This window comes from Nitrospira moscoviensis (genome assembly GCF_001273775.1).
Taxonomy (GTDB): Bacteria; Nitrospirota; Nitrospiria; order Nitrospirales; family Nitrospiraceae; genus Nitrospira_D; species Nitrospira_D moscoviensis.
This window is the reverse complement of sequence record NZ_CP011801.1, coordinates 2,003,395-2,028,037: the sequence shown is the minus strand read 5'-3', so window position 1 is coordinate 2,028,037 and position 24,643 is coordinate 2,003,395. Positions and strand designations below refer to the sequence as shown.

Genomic DNA, 24,643 nt, shown 5'->3' with positions numbered 1-24,643 from the left:
TCCCGGTAATTTTTGCCGACCAAGCGTGCCACGCCCGCGCCGGCGCCTGTTTCCGAGCAAATTTCCCGTCGCTTCGTCTGTCTGCGATTGGCACACAACTTGTTAGGTGGGGCGGTGGAAGGAGTGGGCATATGCCGATCAGTCCTAGTGTGTCGCTGGCCGACGGCGTCGTCATCCACCATCCGGAACTGGTCAATCTCTACGGATGCCGGATCGGCGCAGAGACGAAGATCGGCGCCTTCGTCGAGATTCAAAAGCAGGCGCGCATCGGCCGGCGGTGCAAAATCTCCTCGCATTCATTCGTCTGCGAAGGCGTGACGATCGAGGACGAGGTCTTTGTGGGCCACGGCGTCGTCTTCATCAACGACCGCTATCCGCGCGCGACGACCGACGGCCGATTGCAGACGGAGCAGGACTGGACCGTCATCGGCACGACCGTCAAGCGGGGGGCGTCCATCGGGAGCGGGGCGGTCATTCTCTGCGGCGTGACCATCGGCGAAGGGGCGCAGATCGGCGCCGGCGCGGTCGTCACCCATGACGTGCCGGCCCACGCGACCGTGATGGGCGTGCCCGCGCGCGTCTCGGCAGTGAACCGGGGGAGCGTCTGACATGATCGGCGTCGGCGTCATCGGATTCGGCTATTGGGGACCCAACCTCGTGCGCAACTTCCACGAGATGCCCGACTCGCGGGTGCTGGCGGTCAGCGATCTGCGCATGGACCGCCTGGCGCTCGCCGCCGCCCGCTATCCCGGCATCGGCATCATGCAGAGCCCGACCGACCTCATCCGGTCTCCCGCCGTCGACGCGGTGGTCATCGCGACGCCGGTCTCCACGCATTTCGAATTGGCCATGGAGGCGCTCAAGGCGGGGAAGCACGTCCTCGTCGAAAAGCCGCTCGCCATGACTGGCGAACAGTCCTGGCAGTTGATCGAGGAGGCGGAGAAGCGGCGGCGGGTCCTCATGGTGGATCACACCTTCGTCTACACCGGCAGCGTGCGGAAGATGAAGGAGTTGATCGGGGCCGGCGAAGTCGGGGACCTGTATTACTACGATTCCGTCCGGGTGAACCTCGGCCTGTTCCAGCACGACGTGAACGTGCTCTGGGACCTGGCCGTGCACGATCTCTCGATCATGGACTATCTGCTGCCCAGCCGTCCACGCGCGGTCTCGGCGACCGGCATGCGGCATGTCGCGCAAGAGCCCGAAAACATCGCCTATCTGACCCTCTTTTACGACTCCTCGCTCATCGCGCACATCCATGTGAACTGGCTGGCGCCGGTCAAGGTCAGGCGGACGCTTATCGGCGGCAGCCGGAAGATGATCATCTATGACGATGTGGAGCCCAGCGAAAAGGTGAAAGTCTACGACAAGGGCGTGACGACCGAACGCCAGCAGGCCCACAGCGAAGCCGTGTACAAGATGCTCGTGGGCTACCGGGCGGGCGACATGTGGGCGCCCCAATTGGACGCCACCGAAGCGTTGAAGAGGGAAGCCCGGCATTTTCTCGACTGCATCGCCGGGCGGGCCGCTCCGATGACGAACGGCGAGGCCGGCGCCCGCATCGTGCAGATTCTCGAAGCCGCGACGCTTTCCATGGCGGAACGGGGACGATTGATCGAACTGGACCGCATGCAGGTCACGGCATGATTCCCTTCGTCGATCTCCAGACCCAGTACCGATCCATCCGGGACGACATCCGTGCCGCCGTCGACCGCGTGTTGGACGGCGGCGCGTACGTGCTGGGACCGGAAGTCGCGGCCTTCGAACACGAGTTTGCCGCCTATGTGGAAACCTCGTTCGCCGTCGGAGTCAACTCGGGCACCAGCGCGTTGCATCTGGCCCTCCTCGCCGCGGGCGTCGGCCCCGGCGACGAGGTCGTCACCGTCCCGTTCACCTTCGTCGCCACCGTGGCCGCGATCCGGTACACCGGGGCCCGTCCGGTCTTCGTCGACATCGATCCGTGTACCCTGACGATGGACGTCACGCGCGTCGAGTCTGTGGTGACTGCACGGACGAAGGCCGTGATCCCGGTCCATCTTTATGGACAGCCGGCCGACATGGACCCTCTCATGGCTCTGGCACGGCGCCGTAATCTCGTGGTGATTGAAGACGCGGCGCAGGCGCACGGCGCCCGCTACAAAGGTCGTCCCGTCGGCAGCTTGGGCGACTTCGGCTGCTTCAGCTTCTATCCGGGGAAGAACCTCGGGGCGTACGGCGAAGGCGGGATGATTGTCACGAGCGATCCTGAAGCGGCGGAACGGCTCCGGCTCTTACGCGACTGGGGCGCGAAGGAGAAGTATCACCATGACATGCTCGGCTACAACTATCGAATGGAGGGACTGCAAGGCGCCATCCTGCGTGTGAAGCTGCGCCACCTGGATGAATGGAACGCCCGCCGCCGAGCCGCCGCGGGACTCTATACACTAGGGTTGAAGAACCAACCGTACGGCCTTCCTCGGACCATGTCTTATGCGGAGCCGGTGTTCCATATCTATGCCATCCGCACGAACGAACGGGACAGGCTCCGGCAGTATCTACAGGCCGAAGGCATTCACACCGGTATTCACTATCCGGTGCCGGTACATCTGCAACCGGGCTATGCCGATCCGGCCTATCCCGCCGGGTCCGTGCCGCACGCCGAAGCGGCCGCGCGCCAAGTGCTCTCGCTGCCGCTCTATCCGGAAATCACGTCGGGCCATATCGACACAGTGGCGGACGCGCTGGCTCGCTTTGCCCCAACCGGGGAGATGGCGGCATGAAAGTCTTGTTCATCGGCGGCACGAAACGGGGTTTCCAGACCCTCGATGCGTTGGTGGCGAGCGGCGCGGAGGTGTGCGGCGTCCTCAGTTTGACCCAAGACGAGCACGAGCAGGAGCGCTACGAGGGACCGATCAGGGATCTGGCCCTGAGCCATGGCATCCCCTTCCGGGAAACGAAGTTCGTGCGGGACCGCGAACTCGCCCGATGGGCGCAGGACACCGGAGCCGCCACGGCTATCGGCGTGGGCGTCCGCATTTTGCTCCCGCCGTCCTTCTATACCGCGTTTCAGCTCGGTTGCTGGGGTGTGCATGACAGTCTCCTGCCGGAATATCGCGGCTTCGCACCGTTGAACTGGTCCATCATCAACGACGAGCCACGAACCGGCGTGACGGTCTTTCGCATCTCGGAACGGATGGACGGGGGGGAGATCCTGTTGCAGCGGGCGGTGCCGATCGGACCGGCGGACACGGCGCCGCAGGTGTACGAGCGGGTGTGCGCCGCTACCGTCGACGTCGTGCGCGAAGCGTATCGCCAATTGAAGGACGGCACGGCCGCGCCCCGGCCACAAGACTATACCGCCGGTTCATTCGCCTGCGCCCGGACGCCGGTGGATGGTGAAATCGATTGGAGCCAGCCGACCCGCCGTATCTATAACCTCGTCCGCGCCCTCACCTTTCCGTATCCGGGGGCCTATACCTACTATCGCGGACAGCGGATCTGTGTGTTGCGCGCCGAGGAAATCGAAGGGCCGCCAAGCTATCGCGGCCGGATCCCAGGGCGGGTGGTGCAGATCCTTCCAGGACAGGGTGTGGAAGTGCTGACGGGCGACGGCATGCTTCGAGTCACCCACGTTTCAAGTGATGGACGGACGACTCGGCCGGCGGAGGACGTGATCCGCTCGGTGAAGACGAGTCTGGGATTGCGGCTCCGCGATCTGGAACTGCGTTTGGTTGAGATGGAGCGGCGACTGGAGGCGCTGACCGCCCATGCAACTCGCTGATGCGCGTGTCTTGATCACCGGCGGGGCCGGGCTGATCGGTTCCCATATCGCCGATCACCTCATCCGCGAAGGTGTGCGTGACATCGTGGTGCTCGACAATTTGTCCCGCGGTCGGCGGCAGAACCTCTCCTGGGCGCTGTCGCAGAGACGCATCTCGATGATAGAGGGCGATATTCGTGATCGTGCCACGGTGGGGCAAGCTATGCGTGGGATCGACGTGCTGTTCCATCAAGCGGCCATCCGCATCACGCAGTGCGCTCAGGAGCCGCGGCTGGCATTGGAAGTACTCGCCGACGGCACGTTCAACGTGCTGGAAGCGGCGGTTCACGCCGGCGTCAAAAAGGTCGTCGCCGCCTCCTCCGCGTCGATCTATGGCTTGGCCGATGAGTTTCCGACGACCGAATCTCACCATCCCTACAGCAACCGCACGTTATATGGAGCGGCCAAGGCCTTCAATGAAGGGCTGCTGCGGAGCTTTCATGAGATGTACGGGCTCGACTATGTCGCGCTCCGGTACTTCAATGTCTACGGCCCGCGCATGGACGTGCACGGAGCCTATACCGAAGTCCTGATCCGCTGGATGGAGCGCATTGCACAAGGAAAGCGGCCGCTCATTTTGGGGGACGGCACGCAGACGATGGATTTCGTCTATGTCGAGGACGTGGCCCGCGCCAACATTCTGGCCGCGCGAGCCGGCGTGACGGATCAGGTCTTCAATGTGGCCACCGGCGTCGAGACCAGCTTGAACGACTTGGCGCGGCAGCTTCTCGCCGTGATGGGTTCCACGCTGCAGCCCGAGTACGGCCCTCCACGGGCGGTCAATCCCGTCCCGCGGCGATGGGCCTCCACCGAGAAGGCCGCTGCGCTCCTGAATTTCAGAGCCGGCACATCCCTGGAAGAAGGACTCAGCGCCCTGGTGCGGTGGTGGCGGTCGTCGCTCGCCGCGACGGCGGCCTAACAAAGGAAGAACGTATGAAACGCGCGCTCATCACCGGCATCAGTGGACAGGACGGGTCCTATCTGGCCGAGCTGCTGCTATCCAAAGGCTATGAAGTTCACGGGCTCATCCGCCGGGCCAGCACGTTCAACACGGGACGGATCGATCATCTGTTTCAAGACCCGCATGTGCCGGACGCTAGATTGCATCTGCACTACGGCGATCTCTGCAATTCCGAGCAGCTCACCAACATCGTCTACAACGTCCGTCCCGATGAGATTTACAACTTGGGCGCGCAATCCCACGTCAAGGTCAGTTTCGACATGCCGGAATACACCGGCGACGTGACCGGACTGGGGACTACCAGGCTGCTGGAAGCCATCCGGCGCAGCGGCATCGCGACGCGCTTTTACCAGGCGTCGAGCTCGGAGCTGTACGGAGACGCGCCGGCCCCGCAGAACGAGCTGACCGGATTCCGCCCCCGCAGTCCCTATGGAGCGGCCAAGCTCTACTCCTATTGGATGACGGCGAATTACCGTGAAGGCTATGGAATCTGGGCCTGCAACGGCATTTTGTTCAACCACGAGAGTCCCCGCCGCGGGCCGACGTTCGTGACGCGCAAGATCACGATGGGAGTCGCCAATATCCTCGCCGGGAGACAACACAAGCTCTATCTCGGCAACCTCGACGCGCGCCGCGACTGGGGCTATGCGCCGGACTACGTCGAAGCCATGTGGCGCATGCTCCAGCAGGACCGGCCGGACGATTACGTCATCGGGACCGGCGAAGTGCGGACCGTGAAGGAGTTCGTCGAAGCGGCGTTCGGCCACGTGGGTTTGGATTGGCGCGAGCACGTGGCGATCGATCCACGGTACTACCGGCCGACGGAAGTGGAATATCTGCTGGCCGACGCCTCGAAAGCCAAACGGGCGCTCGGCTGGGCACCGACCGTGACGTTCCGCGAGCTGGTCAAAATCATGGTCGATCATGACGTCCAGGCCGTGCGCGGCGAGTCTAGAGTGCCGTCTGCATTGACCGGTAAACCGGTCGCCTCGCTCGCCGCTTGAGGACGACATGGGATTCTGGACGGGGCGCAAAGTCTTGGTCACCGGCGGCAACGGCTTCATCGGCAGCCATGTAGTGGAACGGCTGGTGACGGAAGGCGCGCTCGTCACGTCCACGGCGTCGTCCGAGGCGACGAGATACCGCTATCTCGATCGGGTGCGCCATGCGATTCGCACGCTCGTCGGCGATCTCGCCGATCCAGCCTGCGCGGAGGAGGCCGTAGCGGGCCAGGAGATCGTGCTGCATTTGGCGGCGCGGGTCGGCGGCCTGCAGTACAACCTCGAACATCCCGGCTCGATATTTCGCGACAACCTGAACAGCTTCTTATCCGTGATTGAAGCCGCGCGGCGTGAGTCTGTCGAACGCTTTCTGGTCACGAGCTCCGCCTGCGTCTATCCGCGCGACTGTTCGGTCCCGACGCCGGAAGAGGAGGGATTCGCGGGACGGCCGGAGCCGAGCAACGAAGGCTACGGCTGGGCCAAACGCATGGAAGAATTCCTCGGCCGCGCCTATACGAAGGAATACGGAATGCGCATCCACGTCGTGCGGCCCTACAACGCGTACGGGCCGCGGGACAACTTCGACGAATCCTCCAGCCACGTCATTCCGGCGCTGATCCGGCGCGTGGTGCGGGGCGACAACCCGCTCGTGGTGTGGGGCGACGGCGGTGCCACGCGCAGTTTTCTCTACGTCACCGACTTCGCTCGGGGCCTGCTGGCGGCCGTCGAGCGTGGGACTGACGCGGAGCCGATCAATATCGGCAGCGACGAAGAAGTGACGATCGGCCACCTCGCCCAAGTCGTCGCTGAAGAGTCGGACAGGTCGGTCCGGATCGTGTTCGATCCGTCGAAACCCATCGGACAACCTCGCCGGGCCTGCGATACGGGGAAGGCGAGACGGCTCCTGGGTTTTCGCACGGAGGTTCGTTTACGCGAGGGGCTGCGTGAGACCATCCGATGGTATCGCGCACAGCAACCGGCCTTGGTCGCCTCATGAAGGCTGCAAGCACGATGGCAAGAAAAGATGCGGCGGAGAGAGGGACCATCGGCCGCCCGATGCTCCGAAGGCGGCTGCAACGACTGCTGGCCTCCTCCGTCCGTGCTCGGCCGAGACCTGCCGCGGCACAGGCCTTGGAACTCTGCCGCTCGACGCTGGGCGAAGAAGAGCTCCTCGCGGCTTTCGAAGTCTTGCTCGACGGGCACCTGACCATGGGACCGCAGACGGCAACCTTCGAAGACGAGTGGTCGGCCTGGCTGCCGGCCGGCTTTTCGCTGATGGTCAATTCCGGGTCATCGGCCAATCTGCTGATGCTGTCGACCTTGACGTTTCCGGGGCAGCCCAACGGGTTGAAGCCGGGCGATGAAGTCATCCTGCCCGCCGTCGGCTGGTCCACGTCGTTGTTTCCGATCGCCCAGACCGGTTGTGTCCCCGTGCTGGTGGACGTGGATCTCGCGACCCTGAACCTCAGTCCCGAGAAAGTCGAGGAGGCCATCACCGACAAAACGCGGGCCATTCTGGCGATCCATCTGCTGGGCAATCCCTGCGACATCCCGGCTCTCCGAGCAATCGCGGACCGCCATGGTCTCTATCTGTTGGAAGACTGTTGCGAAGCCCATGGAGCCTCGATCGGCGGACGCAAGGTCGGCACCTTCGGCGCCCTTTCGTCGTTCAGCTTTTATTACTCGCACCACATGACGAGTATCGAGGGCGGCATGGTCTGCGGGCAAGATCGGTCCGGCTGGCGCGATGCGCTCGTGTCGCAGCGGGCGCACGGCTGGATCAGAGGGCGGAGCGATCAGCACCAGTGGACCGGACAGTATCCCGACATCGACCCCCGCTGGTTGTTCGTCTCGACCGGATACAACGTGCGGCCGACGGAGCTCAACGCCGCGATCGGGCGCGTGCAACTGACCAAGCTGGACCATTTCGTGGAACAGCGCATGGCGATCCGCCGGCGACTGCTGGAACGGCTGCGGCCGTATGAATCCTGGCTGGCCCTTCAGCGGGAGCGGCCCGGCCACAGCCACTCGGCCTTCGGTCTGTCGCTCATCGTGCGACCCGACGCTCCGTTCAGTCGACGCCTGCTGCAAGCGTTCTTGGAGTCACGGGGGATCGAGACGCGGCCCATTGTGGGTGGCAATCTCGCGCGGCAGCCGGTGATGCGGCATGTCCCGCACCGCGTCGCCGACCTTTTGTCCAATGCCGATCTGGTCCACCACAACGGTCTGATGATCGGCAACCATGCGGATCTGACGGACGCCCAAGAAGATCATTTGATCACCTGCATCGCCGAATTCATGGAGGCGCACGCGCTGCGCGCGGCGTAGGAGCCGGAAGAAGCCATGGCGATTCCCTTGACGAAACTGTCCGTCGCCGAAGAAGAATGCTCGGCCGTCGAAGCCGTGCTCCGCTCCGGCTGGCTCACGCAAGGGCCGCAAGTCGCGGCCTTCGAGCGGGACTTTGCCGCAGCCGTGTCGGCTCCCTATGCCTGCGCGGTCTCCAGTTGCACCACGGCGCTGCACCTGGCGTTGCGCGCGGTCGGCGTGGGTCCCGGCGACGACGTCATCACGGTGAGCCATTCGTTCATCGCCACGGCGAACAGCATCCGCTACTGCGGCGCCGTGCCGGTCTTTGTCGATATTGAAAGGGATGGCTTCAACCTCGATCCCTCGCTGATCGCCGCCGCCGTCACGGCACGCACCAGAGCGGTGCTCTGCGTGCACCAGATGGGTATGCCCTGCGACCTCGGCGCGATCCTGCCGATCGTCCGCGCCCACGGGCTGCCGTTGATCGAGGACGCCGCATGCGCGATCGGGAGCGAGATTCAACTCAATGGCAGCTGGGAGCGCCTCGGGCGGCCGCACGGGGACATCGCCTGTTTTTCGTTTCATCCCCGCAAAGTGATCACGGCAGGGGAAGGCGGCATGCTGACCACCGCCAATCCGGAGTATGACCGCTTGTTCCGGTTGTGGCGCCAGCACGGGATGACCGTCACGGACCGGCAGCGGCATGACGCAAGCCGGGTCGTCTTCGAGCGCTACGACGAGGCGGGCTACAACTATCGCATGAGTGATCTGCACGCCGCGATCGGCCGGGCGCAACTCGCTAAACTACCGGCGATGGTCCGGGCCAGACGGGCAGCGGCCGCGCGCTACCACGATCTCCTGGCCGAACGCACGGACTGTGCGCCTCCGTATGAACCGGTTTGGGCCCGCAGCAACTGGCAGAGCTACTGCGTGGGGCTGCCGGATGCCTGCGATCAGCAAGCGGTGATGCAGGCGTTACTGGATGAGGGCGTCATGACGCGACGCGGTATCATGTGCGCCCATCGTGAGCCGGCCTATGCGCGGGAACGATGGCGGGCCGGGAGCCCCTTGCCACGGAGCGAGCGGGCGCAAGACCGCTCCATCCTGCTGCCTATCTTTCCGGACATCAGCGAGGCCGAGCAGGAGCAGGTCGTCCGACAGCTGGCGACGGCCGTTCGGCCGGCGCGCCTGGTTGGAGGACGTCCATGAAGATTCTGTTCTGTGCGCCCGACGCGGTTCGTCCCAACGGCGAAGGGGCCTATGTGCACCACAACATCCGGGCCAGCCTCCTCCAATTGGGACACGAGATCGTCGATTACGACTTCCGGCGGGGGCTCAAAGAAGGCGGACCCGGCCAAGTGCAGCATCAGGTGCGAGACCTCTTGCGCCGTGAACGTCCGGAGCTCTTCTTCCATATGCACTGCACGGACGAAGTGCCCACCGATCTGTTGTCCTTCATCGCGGACGAGACCGACACGCTGTCCGCAGTATTCTTCAGCGACGACGACTGGCGGCTGCAGGACTCCCTTACGCTCGCGGGCCGCTATCACCTCGTCGTGACGACGTGCCAGGAGGCGGTCGCCGAGTACCGCTCGCGGAGCGTCACGGATGTGGTATATGCGCCCTATGCCTGCAATCCCAACCTCTACTATCCCCTGGAAGGCCGCTCAAAGGACTACGATGTGACGTTCGTGGGCCAGGCCTATCGCGGCCGGCCGGAATTGATTCAATGGCTCAAGGAGCAGGGAATCCGCGTCCGCGTGTGGGGGCAAGGCTGGGAAGCGCATCGGGCGCTCCGCGACGTTGCGGGAGGCCGTCTTCCCCACCAGGCCATGTTGGAGGTCTTTGCCCGATCCAAGATCGTGCTCGGCATGTCCTGGGTCTCCGGCGATGGCGTGACGCTGCAGATCAAGGGACGCACGTTCGAATATGCCGCCTGCCGGGCGTTCCAGCTCACCACGTACGACGAGCGGTTGAAAGCCCTGTTTCAAGAGGGGGAGGAGATCGTCTTCTACCGGGACCGCGAACACCTGGCGGAGCAGATCCGCCACTATCTGGTCCACGAGCGTGAGCGCGACGCCATCGCGCAGCGGGCGTACGAGCGGGCCTTGGCGTCCCATACATGGACGCGCCGGCTGCAGCAGGTCATGGACGAGGTGTCCCGACTGGGGTCGCGCCGGCCACGCAGGAGCGAGTCCCAGCCGACGGAGGTGGCCGCTCCCACGGTCGCCGTGCTCACCTATGTGTACAACGGCGGGCGGTACATCGACGAGCTGATCCGCTCCGTGCTCGCGCAGACGTTCCAGGATTTCGAGTTTCTCATTTTGGACGACGGCTCCACCGACGACACCCGAGCCGTAGTGGACCGGTATCGCCACGACCCGCGGATCCGATACGTCCATCAGGAGAACATCGGCCGCAATCTCGACGCTTTTCACGAGCTGATCAACCGATGTGTCGCATTGACCACCGCGCCGTATGTCTGTTTCGCCGGGGCGGACGACGTGCTGCTCCCGGAGAAGTTGGCCGTCCAAGTCTCCGCCTTCAAGGATGATCCCGAGCTCGCCATCGCCTTTTCGGACGGGTACCACGTCGACGCCGAAGGACGAACGTTGCCGTCCGATTTTCGGTTCGCCGAGTCCCGATCCTTCACCGGACGGAGTCTCCTCAGAACCCTGTTCACCAAGAACATCGTGCCCCATCCCACCGTGATGATGACGCGCGCGACCATTCACGCCTTCGGAGGGTTTGAGGACGGCTATACGACCGATCCGCATTTCTGGCTGAAGGCGGCGCCGCATGTCCGCTTTCGGTACCTCGATCGGAAATTGATCAAGTACCGGATCCACGAGGGCGGATCCTCGACCAGCTCCCGCAACCGCACGGTGCCGGAGACCATCGGGCTGCTGACGAGGATGCGACAGCAGTACACGATCCGTGATCTCTATCCGGAGCTGGCGGAATGCGCGGACTCGCAGCAGGCCCTGTACAGCGCCTATCTGCACTTCGGCAACCTGCTCTGCACGGCGAACGTACCGGTGCCGCCCTTGGCCGTCCTGGACTATGTCCGTGCGCTGGACCACAAGCCCGGAGGCATCGAGGCGCTCAACAATGCCGCCGTGGCGCTCTGGCTGATCGGCGCGCGGGAGAAGAGTCTGCCGCTCTTCGCCGCCCTTGAGGCACAGCGCACGGTCGAACCAGCCGTGCGGCATAACCTGGCTCTTCTTCGGTCTCTCCAATCAGGCCACGAGCCGGCGGATCGGGGATTCGTGCTGCTTCGGGAAAGTGCGGCGACGAGCGAACTGCTGCGGCGGCTGGACCCCCCGTACGACGACGCCGTCGATCGCAGCCACCGCGGCTGGCCGCTGGCCGGTCTCCAGACGTCGTCCGTCGGGCGGACGGCAACAGCCGGCGAGAGCCTCGGCGCGCCGGCTGTTCAACTCTCGGCGGAGAGCACGCCGGTTCCCGAGCGGCGGGCGGGGGGACCGCTGGTGTCGGTCATCATTCCGACCTTCAACCGTCCCCACCAGTTGCAGCGCGCCGTCGAGAGCGTGTTGGCGCAAACCTATATGAATGTCGAAATCCTCGTGGTGAACGACGGCGGGGAGGACGTCGCCGGTGTGCTGGCTGCGGTGCCGCATCCCGAGAAGATCGTTTCTGTGCGGTACGGAGTCAACCGAGACCGCGCCGCCGCGCGCAACAGCGGCCTCAAGCTCGCCCGCGGCAAGTACATCGCGTACCTGGACGACGACGACCGCTTTCTGCCGGACCATCTGGAGACGCTCGTTGCGTTTCTGGAGACCCACGACTATCGCGTCGCCTACAGCGACGCGTGGCGCGTGCACGAAGAGCGCCGGAAAGACCGGTACGTCGAGACCAAACGGGATGTGCCGTATTCCTACGACTTCGACGCCACTCGTCTCCTGATCTCAAACTACATCCCGGTCTTGTCGGTCATGCACGAACGCGCCTGCCTTGATGAGGTCGGCCTGTTCGACGAACAATTGACGTCGCACGAGGACTGGGATCTGTGGATCCGTCTTTCCAGGCGGTTTCCGTTTGCCCATCTCAAACAGCTCACCGCGGAATTCACCTGGCGCACGGACGGCAGCTCTACCACGAGCGGGAAGAAATCCGATTTTGCGCGCACCGCCGCCATCATCTTCGAGAAATACCGCATGATCTCCGATGCCATTCCCGGCGTGCGGGAAATGCAGGCCCGCGCGCTTCAGGAGCTTCATGTCGTTGCACAGCGCGCGCCGGCATATGCCTGTTCCATCATCATCCCTGTCTGGAACAAGATTGAACTGACGGCTCAATGCCTCCAGGCCCTGGCATCGGTCACGAAGGATGTCACGTTCGAGGTGATCATCATCGACAACGGATCGACCGATGGGACGGCAGAGTTCCTCAACAAGCTCACGGGCGACGTGCGGATCATCCGCAACGAGCACAATCTGGGCTTCGCCAAGGCGTGCAATCAGGGAGCCCGCGCCTCGCGCGGACACTATCTGGTCTTTCTCAATAACGATACGATCCCGCAGGCCCACTGGCTCAGACCCTTGGTGCGGGAAGTGGAAGAGCATGCCGAGGTCGGCATCGTCGGCAGCAAGTTGCTGTACGCCGACGGCACGGTGCAGCACGCGGGCGTCGTCTTCATGCGGAGCCGCCTGAGTCCCTACCATATCTATCGGATGGCTTCGGCGGACTTACCGGCCGTGAACCAACGGCGGGAATTCCAAGCGGTCACCGCCGCCTGCATGCTGATCCGGCGCGAGCTGTTCGAGGCCGTCCAGGGGTTCGACGAGGCGTTCATCAACGGGTTCGAAGACGTCGATCTCTGCCTGAAAGTGCGCGACAAGGGCTATCACGTCATCTACCAGCCGCGCAGCGTCCTCTGTCACTTGGAAAGCCAGACGCCCGGTCGCAATGCGCGGGATGAAGACAACAGCCGGCTCCTGCAGGAGCGCTGGGGCGACCGCTGGTGGCTCAGCGATGAGGATCTCCACTACCACGCCGACGGCTTCAAGTTGGTCGGAGGACCGCAGGACATCAAGTTTGCGACGCAGTTGACGCCGATGACCGACGTCCGCGATCGCGCAGCCTGGGCCCACGTCGCGGCGGCGCAGGCGGCAGCGCTCAAAAAGGATTGGGCGGCCGTCAAACGCGAGCTGCGCCTGGTGGACGATTGGCCGAACGACCGGTTCGTCCTGTCCTGGGGCGCCATGGTGGCTGAACGGCTCCAGGAGCCGATCTGCCGTACGCGCTTCCTCTCGCGCTATCTGGCGCTCGTGGATGCGCCGGCCGAGCGGCTCGCGCTCGCCCGGACGCTGTTGGAGCAGAGGAACCTGCCTGCCGCGGAGGAGCACCTGCGCATCTTGCTCGCTTCCGCACCGGACCATGCGGAGGGGCTGCTGCTCAGGGGCATTCTGTGCATGCAACGGGAACAGTATCGGGACGCGGAGCGGGCCTTCTCGTCGGCGTTGCGGCAGGGGGCGGATCGGCGGAAATGCCTGATGGGCATGGGCATGGCCTCGCTCGGGCAGGCGTATCATCAAGGCGCGTGGGAGCGGTTTCTGCAAGTATTGGGCGAACACCCCGACGATGCGGAGGCCGTCCATTGGCTGTTGCGGGCCGGCACCGCGCAAAATCGCTGGGACGAGCTGAGCCGGCACTTGCGCCAGTATCTCTCGCGCAATCCCGCCGACCTGGCAACCCGCTTCGCGCTGGCCGGCGTGCTCGTCCGCGCCGAACAGATCGAGGCGGCGCGCCGGGAATACGAAACCCTCCGCGCGCTCGCGCCGACGTACGATGGGCTGGCCGAATTGGGGCAGGCGATCGCCGGCAAGGAAGCGGTGCTGGCGATGGCAATCGAAACCACGAGTTCGTAATGTGCCGAACCGTTCAGGGTGAATGGAAGTAGGAACCGTGCCACGCGCACTCGTCATACAACTGGCTCGTTTAGGGGATCTCGTACAGAGCCTTCCCGCGATTGCTGCGCTGCGTGCCCGCCATCCGGAGACGCAACTGGATCTGCTTTGCCCATCGCAGCTGGCGGAAGTAGGACGAATGTTGCCCGGCATTGAGAACGTCCTGGAGTGGGACGGAGCGGCCTGGCGGCGGCGGGCCGAGGCGGCCGGGCACGATCTGCGGCCCGACCATCTCGTGGACGTCGAAGCGGCGCTGGCGGCGCTGGCGCCGGAACGGTACGACTGCGCGTACGTCCTCAATCAACACCCGCGGGCGCTCGTGGCGGCTTCCTTGCTGGCATACGATGTGACGGGGCCGCTTGAGCATGGGCCTCTCGACCGCACGTTGACACCCTGGGCCGCCTATGTCCGAGATGTGGCGCGACGGGCAACAGGACAGCGCGTCCACTTGGCCGATGCGTTCTGCGGGCTCTGCGGCTGCTCTCCGCCGGGACGGGTCGTGACGCTCGACCCTCCGGACGTCCGGTTGCCCGACGATCTGGACCGCATCGGCAAGCAGGGCGCTCCGTGGATCGCGCTGATCGTGGGAGCAGGGGAGACAGAGCGGCTCGTGCCGGCGGCAATTTGGCGCCAGTGGATCGTCGCATTTCTCGCGTCCGCGCCGCGGGGCCGTGTCGTGCTGGTGGGAACGGAACGGGAGCGGGCGGCGGAGATCCAGGCCCCTCTGCCGCCGTCAGTGCTGGGACGGATTTGGGATGCCACCGGCCGCACGTCGCTGACGCAACTTGCCGCGATGTTGGCCCGCTGTCATCGGATCATCGGCGCCGACACCGGCCCCTTGCACCTCGCCGCGGCGCTGGGCCGGCCGGTGATCGGCTGGTATTTCGCCCGCGCGCGGGTGCACGAGACGGGACCGTACGGCATACATCACGTGGTGTGGCAAGCCGAGGACGTGAAACGCGACGCGTCATGCGTCATGCGTGAGGCGTCATGCGTGAAGCGTGAAGCGAATGAACATCTGTCGGCCGCATCACGCTTCACGCATCACGCTTCACCCGTTCGCTGGCCGGTCGATGAAACGATCGCCGCTGTTCTCAGCAGAACCGCCGAGGCTTCCGACGGCTGGACGGTCTGGCAGAGCCATTGCGATCGCTTCGGCGCCTATTACACCGAAGCGGGGAGGCCGCCCGATCCGCCGTGCGAACGGGAGGCGCTATGGCGAGAGCTGGAGCCGGCGCACTCATGAACTATCTGGCGCAGAACCTCGACAGCCTCCGCAAGCTCCATCCCGCCCTCGTCCAAGCGACGCAGGACAGCGCCGGCGGGTCCCTGACGATCGTGGCGTCGAAGGAGGGCAGCCCGTCGGCCACGCAGGGGGGACATTGGGTCCACAGCGGATACGATCCGCGCAAAGAAGCGCGGGCCTGGGCCGAAGCCCGGCTGCTCAAATGGAAAGAGGGCGAGCTCGGCGTCGTGCTCGGCGTCGGATTGCTGTATCACGTCGAAGCGTTGGCCTCCATAAAATCGCCGGGATCACGGTTGGCGGTCGTGGTGCCGGACGCGGCGGCGCTCAAAGACGCCGCGTCGGTCAGGCCCATGGGCGCCTGGTTCACTGCGATCGAATGGATTTGGGGGACGCCGGAAGCCATGGCGGAGCAATTGGCCGCGAAGTCGGCTCCGCTCCGCTTTATGACGTACGCGCCGGCGGCCCGCCTGCACGCCGAGGCGCATGGCGACATGGAAGCACGCCTTCGCCGGGTCATCGCGGCCCGGCAGGGCGGGCAGCTCCACGTCGCCGTCGTCGGGCCGATTTACGGCGGCTCGCTGCCGGTCGCCCGCCACGTCGTCACGGCGCTGGAATCGCTGGGCCATCGGGTCACTTGGCTGGATCAAAGCCCGCATCGAGCCAGCTACGACCTGTTCGGGTCCTATCGCGAACCGCGCCATCGGCTCACGATGCAAGGTCGGTTTGCCGACATGCTGAGCCTGGGCGTCATCACCCATCTCGCCGAAGATCCCCCGGATCTCGTGCTGGCGCTCGCGCAGGCGCCGTTGAACCTGTCGGTCCTCGAACATCTGCGCAAGAAGAAATTTCTCACTGCGATGTGGTTCGTCGAAAACCATCGGCATCTCACCTATTGGCAGCAGCTTGCCGGCGGCTACGACTATTGGTTCGTGATCCAGCAAGCCGGATGTTTCGACGCGCTCAAGCGAGCCGGCGCGCGCCAGGTCCAGTATCTGCCGATGGCGGCCGATCCGGCCCAGCATCGGCCGCTCACGCTCACGCCGTCCGAACAGAACGAGTACGGCGCGGACGTGTCCTTCGTCGGGGCGGGTTACGCCAACCGGCGGAAGCTGCTGCCTGAATGGCTGTCGAAAGACTGGTCGTTCAAGCTCTGGGGGAATGAATGGGAGGGGGCGGACGATGTGAAACCCGTCCTTCAACGCGGCGGCGCCCGTATCGATACCGAGACCTGTATCAAGGTCTTCAACGCCACGGCCGTCAATCTGAATCTCCATTCCTGCTCAGGCGACGGGCTCGATCCGGAGGCCGACTTCGTCAATCCCCGGACGTTTGAATTGGCCGCCTGCGGCGCCTTCCAGCTCGTCGACGACCGATCGCTCTTGCCCGATCTCTTCGCCTCGGACGAAATGATCCGGTTCACCTCTGCCGCTCAGGTGCCGCCGCTCATCCGCACGTGGCTGGCCGATGCAACCGGGCGGCATGCAATCGCCGCCGCCGCGCGCCGCCGCGTGCTGGCACACCATACCTATGAGCATCGTATGAAGGACCTGCTGGCGGCGATTGGCATGCAGCAGCCGGATCGGATCGGCGCGATGGTGCGAGGAGATCGAAACGCCGGCGCGCTGGCGCGGCGGGCCGACTCACCGCCTGAGCTGACCACGCTGCTGCGCCGCTTTCCATCCGATCAACGAGTGGAGCTCAAAGACGTGGCGGCTGGGATCAGAGCGAACGGCGCGGGACGGGAACTGGCGCGGGAGGAGCTGCTGATTCTCATGTTGGATAGTTATCGATCAGAAACGCGCGACCTGGTGTGAAATGCCACATTTACAATTAACAATTACAAATCGGTAGAACGTGAAGCAAGTCCTGATCATCAACATCACGCGCATGGGGGATCTTGTGCAGATGGGCACGCTGCTGGCCCGGCTGCAAGAAGAATGGCCTGGCGCGGCGGTGGATCTGATCGTGGATCGGCAATTCACTCCGGTCGCCTCGATGCTGAACGGCTTGCGCGACGTCGTCGCCTATGACTTCCACGCGTTGATCGACGAGAGCCGCGCCTGCGTCAAAGATGCCGTCGCCCTGTATCGAGAGGTCGCGGCCTGGGCCCGCGATCTCCATGAGCGCCGCTACGACCGCATCATCAATCTGACGTTCAACCGGCCCAGCGCGCTGCTGGCCGAGTATGTCGGCGCGCCCGACATCCGCGGCGCGCGAAGCGCCTGGGACGGCGGCACGGTCATCGACAATCCCTGGATGGCCTATTTCACCGACATCCACCAGATCCGCCGGATCAACCGTTTCAACCTCGTGGACGTCTACGCGATGGGCGGGAGCAGGCCCGGCTCGTTCGCGCCGCTGTCTGTGACGGCGCCGGCCGAGAGCGGGGACTGGGCGTGCCGCTTTTTATCGAGTTCGGATCAGCCGCATCTCGAATGGATCGCGGTGCAGGCGGGGGCAAGCGACGTGATGAAGGCCTGGCGGCCGCAGCATTTCGGCGCGGCCTTGGCAAGGCTGAGCGCCGCATGGACGGGCGGCATCCTGTTCATCGGCTCGGCATCGGAACAGGAGACGATCGCACAAGTGATCCAGGTGTATCGGGAGGGGGGCGGCAGGAACGCCATGAGGAATGCGGCAGGGCGGACGACGCTGGCGCAGCTCGTCGCTCTGTTGGCGCAGTGCCGCTTGCTCCTCACGAACGATACGGGCCCGATGCATCTGGCCGTCGGCGTCCGGACACCGGTGATCGATCTGTCGGTCGGCCACGTCGATTTTCAGGAGACCGGTCCCTACGGCCCCGGCCATTGGGTCCTGCAGCCGGATTTGGACTGCGCGCCCTGCGGCTTCGAACAAGTCTGCCCGCATCAGGCCTGCAAGGACCGGATTCCAATCGACGCCGTTTCGGATGTCATGCGGCATGTGCTGGGCAAAGGGCCGGCTCCGACAGTCGCTCCCGGCTTTCGACTGTATCGCTCGGACGTCGACGAAGATCAGTTGGGTGCATTCCATCTGGCGGCGGGCCGCGAAGATCCCACCATCGCCTGGTATGCGGCCTTCTGGCGCCGCTATTGGTATGAGCGCTTCAGCGGACGGCCCAGCAAGCGGCCGGCTCCGGCGGGATCGCCGCCGGATGCAGACACGGCTTCCGCGCATGCCGAGACCTTGCTGCCGGTGCTCGAAGGGCTCTGCCGCCGCGCGGACCACATCGTGCGCCTGGCCGGCCAGATGCCGGTGTCCGCGCACACGATTCAATCCCTTCAGCATGAACAGGCGCAGGAACGCGAACGGGCCGTCCATGCCGGCATGGCGGCCTGGATCACCAGACCCCTGACGACCACCTTTCTTCGCGACCTGCACCAGGACAATGTGCAAGGGCTCGTGCGGATGGCTCGGCATCACGCCGACGCCTATCGCCGCTGGCGCGACGAGACGCTGGCCGTTTCTCGCCTCGTTTCCACGGCGCAGCGCGCACCCAAGCGACTCAGCATGATGACGGGCTCGCCACAGGCCGTCATCGGATAAATCGGATACAGAGGAGAGAGACTATGCACGTCACGTTGGATCAGGACCAGTGGGAAGCCGGCTCGGCATCAACGGTTGGAGAGGTGCTGGCGGACATCAGCGAACGGGCCCACGCCAGATCGCGCATCGTGACCTCCCTGCGCCTCGACCACCGTGCGATCACCGATCGGGATTTGGACCAGGCGTTTCTTTCTGAGCCGGCGGCGCGGTTCGCGCGGCTGACGGCCGAGTCGCAATCGATGGGCGATATTCTGCGCGCGGCGCAACCCTCTTTTGAAAAATACGCCGACACCCTGCGCGCCGAAGGGACCGCGCTGATCCCGCCGCTGCGGTTCGGCCCGCCGGGCCTCTCCGCCTTGGACGCCTGGCTGGGCAAGCTGGCCGATTATCTGGAGTTGGTCGAAGGGACTCGCGGCGCGGCGGGGAACGGACCCGACGGCCTGTCCACCTGGGTCCGACAACTGCTGGAGGCGCGTACCGCCCGGGATACGGTCCGCATCGCCGACCTGCTGGAATACGAGATTCTTCCCCGGGTGGGGGGGCGTCCGTGAGTATCGGTTGCTGTCCGTTGGCGCCGGCTCGGCCTGCTCGGATCTCGATAGTGGATGCGCTCAAGTCCCTCTTGGACCAGCCGATAAGGCAAGCAACCAGCTCACAGGTGTGAGCGGGGCAACCGCTTCTGCACGGATGCCGGAAGCGCGGCACGCTGATCCAGTTCTGGTATCAAGGAGGAAGGGTCCATGGCACTTATCGTCAACAACAATCCCGCGTCCATTTCGGCCCAGCGCAACCTGGGTGTGAGCACGGGCAGCCTCAGCCGCTCGGTCGAGCGCCTGTCGTCCGGCCTGCGCATCACCCGCGCCGCGGACGACGCCGCCGGTCTCGGCTTGTCCGAAACCTTGCGTGCGCACATCCGCAGCATCAATCAGGCGGTACGGAACTCGTCCGACGGCATCAGCTTGACGCAGATCGCCGACGGCGCGGCCTCGACGATCGGCAATCTCCTCGGCCGTCTCCGTGAGCTCGCGTCCCAGTCGTCCAGCGGCACGGTCGGAGCCACCGAACGCTCCTACATCGATCAAGAGTTCCTGGCGCTGCGCTCGGAAATCGACCGCATCGCGCAGGTCACGGAATTCAACGGTCAGGCCCTGACCAGCGGGTCCACCATCAGCTTCACGATGCAGGTCGGGTTCAAGAGCGGCACGGGGAACACTCTGACGATGGACTTGAACCAGCTGACCATCTCGGCACTGGGCATCAGCAGTGTGAACGTGTCCACGTCGGCCAACGCGCAAAGCGCGTTGAGCAACATCGACAGCGCGATCAGCGCGGTCGCCACCGCCCGCGCCGAATACGGATCATTGCAGAACCGGTTCGAAGCCACGATCGCGAACTTGGAGATCTCCAGCGAGAACCTCACCGCGGCCGAATCCCGGATCCGCGATGCGGACATCGCCTATGAGACCTCGCAGTTCACCAAGAACCAGGTGCTCGTGCAGACGGGTATCGCCGTGCTCGCGCAGGCGAACACCTTGCCGCAGCAGGCCCTGGCGTTACTCCAGTAACCGTGGTCTTCCGGCGCCGCGCGCGCTCTCGAAGAGCGCGCGCGGCCTCGGTAGGTTCACAAGGAGGCTGCCATGATTCGTACCATCGCGCCGACGGCAGATCTCTTGACCACGCCCGTCCGAGGGAGTGACCCGGCAGACGCAGCGGCGAAGCGACCGCCGCAGGCAGCACGGAAGCAACCTGATTCCGGAGAGACCCCATCCGCGCCGGTCGATCGCGCCGCGATCGACCGGGCGGTGGCGCAGGTCAGTGAGGTGCTTGATTCGACGGATCCCCGCCTGAAGATCGAAGTCGACGACGAAACCGACCGAGTCGTCGTCAAGATCATCAAGGAGGAGTCCGGCGAGGTGATCCGACAGTTTCCGCCCGAGGAGCTGCTGGAGCTGGAGAAATTCCTTTCCGGCTCGAAAGGCTTGCTCTTGCAAGAGCGGGCGTAGTCGGACGAAAGGGTATTGATGCCGACCGTCAGTTTTGGAGGGCTCGGGAACGGGCTCGACTTCGGCCAGGTCGTCGACCAAATGGTCAAGGTCTCCCGCCTTCCGATCAACCGCCTCACCGACAAGAAGGCCGCGCTCAATTCCAAGTTCACCGATTACACCACCCTCAGCACGAAGCTCATCGCGCTCCAGAGCGCGGCCGACGCGCTGCGCCTGCCGAGCCTCTTCGACCGGACCAGCGTATCCGTGAGCGATGCCACCGTCTTGAGCGCGACCGCCTCGTCCACGGCGACGGCCGGCACCTATACCGTCCGCGTCACGCAGCTGGCCCAGGCGCATCAGATCACCAACAAGGCGGCGAAAGCCGTGGCTTCGACGACGACGGATATCGTCAGCGGCTCCTCCGCCACGTTCAGTTTCACCGTCGCCGGCGGAACGACACAGACGGTCACGCTCGGCGACACGGCCACGTTGGAAGATCTTCGGTCCGGCATCAACGATCTCGGGGCCGGCGTCACGGCCTCCATCGTGAATACGGGAACCGATGCGGCGCCCGCCTATCGGCTGGTGTTGACGGCGACGAGCACCGGGGACGTGAACGACATCGCCGTCACGGCCGACGACACGACGCTGGACTTCCTCAACGCCAGCGGCACCGGCGGCATCGATACGCTCCAGGCGGCCCAGGACTCCATCATCGTCGTCGGGAACCCGGCGCTCAATCCCGTGACCATCCAGCGGAACGGCAACACGATCACCGACGCCATCGCGGGCGTGACGCTCACCCTGACGGACACCACCGGAGCCGGGACCGTGTCCGTCAACGTCACGCAGGACGCCGCCGCGGTGAAGGCGAACATCAAAGCCCTCGCCACGGCGTACAACGACGTCGTCAAGTTCATCAATGAACGGAACACCTACGACATCACGACGAAGAAGGGCGGCATCTTCTTCAACGAACCGACCGTGCGCGGGGTGCTGAGCCAAATCGGCGCCGCCCTCTCGACCAGCGTCTCGGGCGCAAGCACCTTCACCATGGTCGGGCAAATCGGCTTCAAGACGGAGCGGGACGGCACGATGACGATCGACGATGCGAAGCTCGATGCGGCGTTCAGTACGAGCTATGCGGCCGTCAAGACGCTCTTCACCCGACAGAGCGGCGTGACCGGGGTGGCCCAGCTCCTGGTCGACGCGGTCGATGCGCTCGACGACACGGCGTCGGGATCGCTGACGCTTCGGAAAAACGGTCTCACGGATCAGATCGGCGATCTGACCGACGACATCGCCCGCAAGGAAGATCTCCTGGCACAGTATGAAGCGCGCCTGCGGCGCCAGTACGCCGCGCTCGACGGGCTCCTCGGACAGTTGCAGAGCCAGATCGGATTCCTGCAGGCGACCAGTTCGATCAAGAAGTAGGAGGCCCTCTCCAGGGACGGACCATGTTGACCTCGTACACGCGGCAGTATCAGCAAACCCAGATCATGACCTCGTCCGGCGTGCAGATCGTCGTCCTCTTGTACGACGCCGCCATTCAATCGATCGAGCTGGCGCGCCGCGGCATCGAAACCAACAATCTTCAAGACAAGGGCCGCTTTCTGGGCCGCGCCATTTCGATCGTCGGCGAGCTCAACAGCGTGCTGGACTTCGAGCGGGGCGGGGAGATCGCCCGGTCGCTGCGCCGGCTCTACGAGTACATGCTCACGGAACTCGTCGCGGCGAACGCCCGCCACAACACGCGGCATCTCGACGGTCCGCTGCGGTGCCTGACCACCCTGCGCGACGGCTGGCGTGAAGTGGCGGCGCAGCAACAGACGCCCGTGGCGGCCGGCCGGTAATCCCCATGACTGAATCGGCGCGTCGCGCACAGTGGACCGAAGCGGCGAGAACGGCGGCCGCACAGGGCCGATGGGACATCGTGCGGGACTGCTACCAGAGGCGGGAACAATCATTGGCCGACGAGGCGGTAACCCCCGAAGAAGCGGCACGGCTGTTGGCTATCGATCGGGAGATTCACGCGCGGGCTCAGCTCGCACAGACCGTCCTGGCGTCCTCCATGCGCGACGCGGCGGCGATCAGGCAGCGGCTTGCCGGATTGCGCCGGGGGCAGGGCGCGCCGGCCTCCGATTCACGGATGATCCTCTTGCAAGCATGACTCAATCCGGAGGAGCCATCATGGCGATCGATGTCGGTCAGATTCACAATGTCGTACGGACCTATCAGCGGGCCTTAGAGGATAAGAAAGAACCTGCGCACCCGAAGCCGGAGTCGCCGGTTGCCTCTCGGGAGGATCGCGTATCGATCTCCGAGGAGGCGCGGCAGCATGCGGAGCATTCCCGGGAACGGGGGCAGAAGGCGTAGCGCCGATGACAGGCCGAACTCCGATGCTCCTGGTCGCCAATGCCGCGGTACGGCAGGCCCCTCTCTGGCAGACGCTCTCCGTCGCTCCGGTCGCGGCCTACAGTCATCGGGCGTTCGATGTCGGCCGACATCTTGTTCCCGACATGCCCCTAGTGATTTATCAGATGGATCGCCGATCCACCGATACGCTGCGGTTCCTCGATCGAGCATCCGCCATCCAGAGCGATCTCTGCATCATTCTCCTTGGGAAGGAGATCGGCGCCGAGCGGGTCGCCACGCTGCTGCGGCATGGGGCGTTCGATTATTTGACCTGGCCTTGCTCGTCGGCCCGCCTTCGTCGAGCCATCGTCGAGGGGCTGGCGAACCGCCGGATGTTTTTGGAAGTCCGCAATCTGTCCGATGAATTGGCACGGACGAACCAGGCGCTCGCGCAGGACCGCGACGCGCTGAGTCGATGGAACCGGACACTCGCCGGCCTCACCGACCTCACCCAGGCCCTGGCGGCCTCACTCGATCCAGACGCCGTCGTCCGCACGCTGTTCGACGGCTTGCCGGAGCTCATTCAAGCCGATGCCGTCGGTGTGGCGAAGAATAATCCAGCGCACGCCTGGGCCTGGACTCGCCGAGCCGACGCGCAGAACGCAGAGGAGCTTCGCAGACGCCTGCATGATCTGGTCGGCGCGCCGCACACGGAGCCGCGCGCGGCTCGGCCCGAACCCGGCTTCTCTCCACGGGCCCGCCTCACGCTCGTTCCCAAGGCCGCCGCGACGCCACCGGGCACGAAGGTCGATTCGGCGACCGCGATACAAATTCCTCTGTCGCTCGGTCCGCAGAGCCTCGGCGTGCTGCATCTCGAACGGGCCGGGCGCGGCCCGTTCACCGATCAAGAGCGGCAATTGCTGGCGACGGTCGGCACCTCGGTGGCCCTGAGCCTGCGCAATGCGGACAGCCATCGGCATCTTCAAGATTTGGCGCTTCGGGATCCTTTGACCGGCCTCTTGAATCGGCGGGCGCTGGACGGGCCCTTGGCCCGCGAGTTGAAGGCCGGTCTCCGGTACGGCGCGCCGGCCTGCCTCATCCTGTTGGACTTGGATTATTTCAAAACCGTCAACGATCGGTTGGGCCATCAAGCCGGCGACGAGGTGCTGCGGGACGTCGCGGCCTTACTCAGCGCGACGGTCCGCGACGTGGACAGCGTCGCCCGTTACGGCGGCGAGGAGTTTGCGGTCGTGCTCCCGCACACCGACCTCGCCCAGGCCGATCGACTGGCGGAGCGCATCCGGGCCGCGATCGAGCGCCGGGCCTTCCAATTGAGCGACGGCCAGGTCCGTATCACCGCCAGCTTCGGTGTGGCTGCTCCTCGGCGAGCGGATAGTGCCAGCGTCGCCGACTGGATCGCCGCCGCGGATCAGGCTTTGTATCTGGCCAAGGCGCAAGGACGCAACCGGGTGGTGACGCAGCGTCCAGGCTCCTCAAGTCCGGCGGCAGCGGCCGCCCTCTGCGTGGCCGCGTAGGC

General features: G+C 64.9%; 21 protein-coding genes. All 21 read left to right on the top strand.

The features are described from left to right. The first annotated feature begins 131 nt into the window (after positions 1–131). The 21 genes from NITMOv2_RS24665 to NITMOv2_RS09900 all read left to right on the top strand — a co-directional run bounded on the left by NITMOv2_RS24665 (position 132) and on the right by NITMOv2_RS09900 (position 24,641). Complete coding sequence (locus tag NITMOv2_RS24665; RefSeq protein ID WP_053379731.1) at positions 132–608, top strand: acyltransferase; 477 nt, start codon at positions 132–134, stop codon at positions 606–608. A 1-nt stretch (position 609) separates the two neighbouring features. Beyond that, positions 610–1,647 (top strand): Gfo/Idh/MocA family protein, encoded by a 1,038-nt coding sequence (locus tag NITMOv2_RS09995; RefSeq protein WP_053379730.1) that lies wholly within the window; start codon positions 610–612, stop codon positions 1,645–1,647. Next, positions 1,644–2,759: a DegT/DnrJ/EryC1/StrS family aminotransferase gene (locus NITMOv2_RS09990; RefSeq protein ID WP_053379729.1), complete on the top strand. Its 1,116-nt coding sequence runs from the start codon at positions 1,644–1,646 to the stop codon at positions 2,757–2,759. The genes NITMOv2_RS09995 and NITMOv2_RS09990 overlap by 4 nt, the downstream gene beginning before the upstream one ends. After that, a complete protein-coding gene (locus tag NITMOv2_RS09985; RefSeq protein ID WP_053379728.1) occupies positions 2,756–3,760 on the top strand; it encodes a methionyl-tRNA formyltransferase in 1,005 nt (334 codons plus the stop codon). Before NITMOv2_RS09990 ends, NITMOv2_RS09985 begins: the two co-directional genes overlap by 4 nt. Next, positions 3,747–4,718, top strand: a complete 972-nt coding sequence (locus NITMOv2_RS09980) for an SDR family NAD(P)-dependent oxidoreductase (protein ID WP_053379727.1) — start codon at positions 3,747–3,749, stop codon at positions 4,716–4,718. The genes NITMOv2_RS09985 and NITMOv2_RS09980 overlap by 14 nt, the downstream gene beginning before the upstream one ends. A 14-nt stretch (positions 4,719–4,732) precedes the next feature. Beyond that, entirely contained in the window at positions 4,733–5,764 is a 1,032-nt protein-coding gene (gene gmd, locus NITMOv2_RS09975; RefSeq protein WP_083447912.1) for a GDP-mannose 4,6-dehydratase, read from the top strand. A 7-nt stretch (positions 5,765–5,771) separates the two neighbouring features. Beyond that, positions 5,772–6,758, top strand: a complete 987-nt coding sequence (locus NITMOv2_RS09970; protein ID WP_053379726.1) for an NAD-dependent epimerase/dehydratase family protein — start codon at positions 5,772–5,774, stop codon at positions 6,756–6,758. A gap of 14 nt (positions 6,759–6,772) precedes the next feature. Further along, positions 6,773–8,089, top strand: coding sequence for a DegT/DnrJ/EryC1/StrS family aminotransferase (locus tag NITMOv2_RS09965; protein ID WP_053379725.1), 1,317 nt, complete (start codon positions 6,773–6,775; stop codon positions 8,087–8,089). A gap of 15 nt (positions 8,090–8,104) precedes the next feature. Continuing rightward, positions 8,105–9,277 (top strand): DegT/DnrJ/EryC1/StrS family aminotransferase, encoded by a 1,173-nt coding sequence (locus tag NITMOv2_RS09960; protein ID WP_053379724.1) that lies wholly within the window; start codon positions 8,105–8,107, stop codon positions 9,275–9,277. Further along, entirely contained in the window at positions 9,274–13,959 is a 4,686-nt protein-coding gene (locus NITMOv2_RS09955) for a glycosyltransferase (protein WP_053379723.1), read from the top strand. The genes NITMOv2_RS09960 and NITMOv2_RS09955 overlap by 4 nt, the downstream gene beginning before the upstream one ends. A gap of 37 nt (positions 13,960–13,996) precedes the next feature. After that, positions 13,997–15,244 carry a glycosyltransferase family 9 protein gene (locus NITMOv2_RS09950; protein WP_187299422.1) on the top strand — a complete coding sequence of 416 codons (1,248 nt, stop codon included), beginning with the start codon at positions 13,997–13,999 and terminating at the stop codon, positions 15,242–15,244. Further along, positions 15,214–17,058 (top strand): CgeB family protein, encoded by a 1,845-nt coding sequence (locus NITMOv2_RS09945; protein ID WP_083447909.1) that lies wholly within the window; start codon positions 15,214–15,216, stop codon positions 17,056–17,058. The genes NITMOv2_RS09950 and NITMOv2_RS09945 overlap by 31 nt, the downstream gene beginning before the upstream one ends. 40 nt (positions 17,059–17,098) lie before the next feature. Then, positions 17,099–18,766 (top strand): glycosyltransferase family 9 protein, encoded by a 1,668-nt coding sequence (locus tag NITMOv2_RS09940; RefSeq protein ID WP_053379720.1) that lies wholly within the window; start codon positions 17,099–17,101, stop codon positions 18,764–18,766. 23 nt (positions 18,767–18,789) lie between these two features. Next, complete coding sequence (locus tag NITMOv2_RS09935; RefSeq protein ID WP_053379719.1) at positions 18,790–19,317, top strand: hypothetical protein; 528 nt, start codon at positions 18,790–18,792, stop codon at positions 19,315–19,317. Between the two features lie 189 nt (positions 19,318–19,506). Beyond that, positions 19,507–20,331 (top strand): flagellin N-terminal helical domain-containing protein, encoded by an 825-nt coding sequence (locus NITMOv2_RS09930; RefSeq protein WP_053379718.1) that lies wholly within the window; start codon positions 19,507–19,509, stop codon positions 20,329–20,331. Positions 20,332–20,403: 72 nt separating this feature from the next. Next, the gene (locus NITMOv2_RS09925; protein WP_053379717.1) at positions 20,404–20,769 is read left to right on the top strand and encodes a flagellar protein FlaG; all 366 of its coding nucleotides are present in this window, start codon (positions 20,404–20,406) and stop codon (positions 20,767–20,769) included. An 18-nt stretch (positions 20,770–20,787) separates the two neighbouring features. Then, positions 20,788–22,185: a flagellar filament capping protein FliD gene (gene fliD, locus NITMOv2_RS09920; RefSeq protein ID WP_053379716.1), complete on the top strand. Its 1,398-nt coding sequence runs from the start codon at positions 20,788–20,790 to the stop codon at positions 22,183–22,185. 23 nt (positions 22,186–22,208) lie between these two features. Then, the gene (gene fliS / locus NITMOv2_RS09915) at positions 22,209–22,604 is read left to right on the top strand and encodes a flagellar export chaperone FliS (RefSeq protein ID WP_053379715.1); all 396 of its coding nucleotides are present in this window, start codon (positions 22,209–22,211) and stop codon (positions 22,602–22,604) included. 5 nt (positions 22,605–22,609) lie between these two features. Further along, positions 22,610–22,921 (top strand): hypothetical protein, encoded by a 312-nt coding sequence (locus NITMOv2_RS09910; RefSeq protein WP_053379714.1) that lies wholly within the window; start codon positions 22,610–22,612, stop codon positions 22,919–22,921. A 20-nt stretch (positions 22,922–22,941) separates the two neighbouring features. Continuing rightward, the gene (locus tag NITMOv2_RS09905) at positions 22,942–23,127 is read left to right on the top strand and encodes a hypothetical protein (protein WP_053379713.1); all 186 of its coding nucleotides are present in this window, start codon (positions 22,942–22,944) and stop codon (positions 23,125–23,127) included. Between the two features lie 5 nt (positions 23,128–23,132). After that, positions 23,133–24,641: a diguanylate cyclase gene (locus tag NITMOv2_RS09900; protein ID WP_083447908.1), complete on the top strand. Its 1,509-nt coding sequence runs from the start codon at positions 23,133–23,135 to the stop codon at positions 24,639–24,641. Positions 24,642–24,643: the final 2 nt, after the last annotated feature.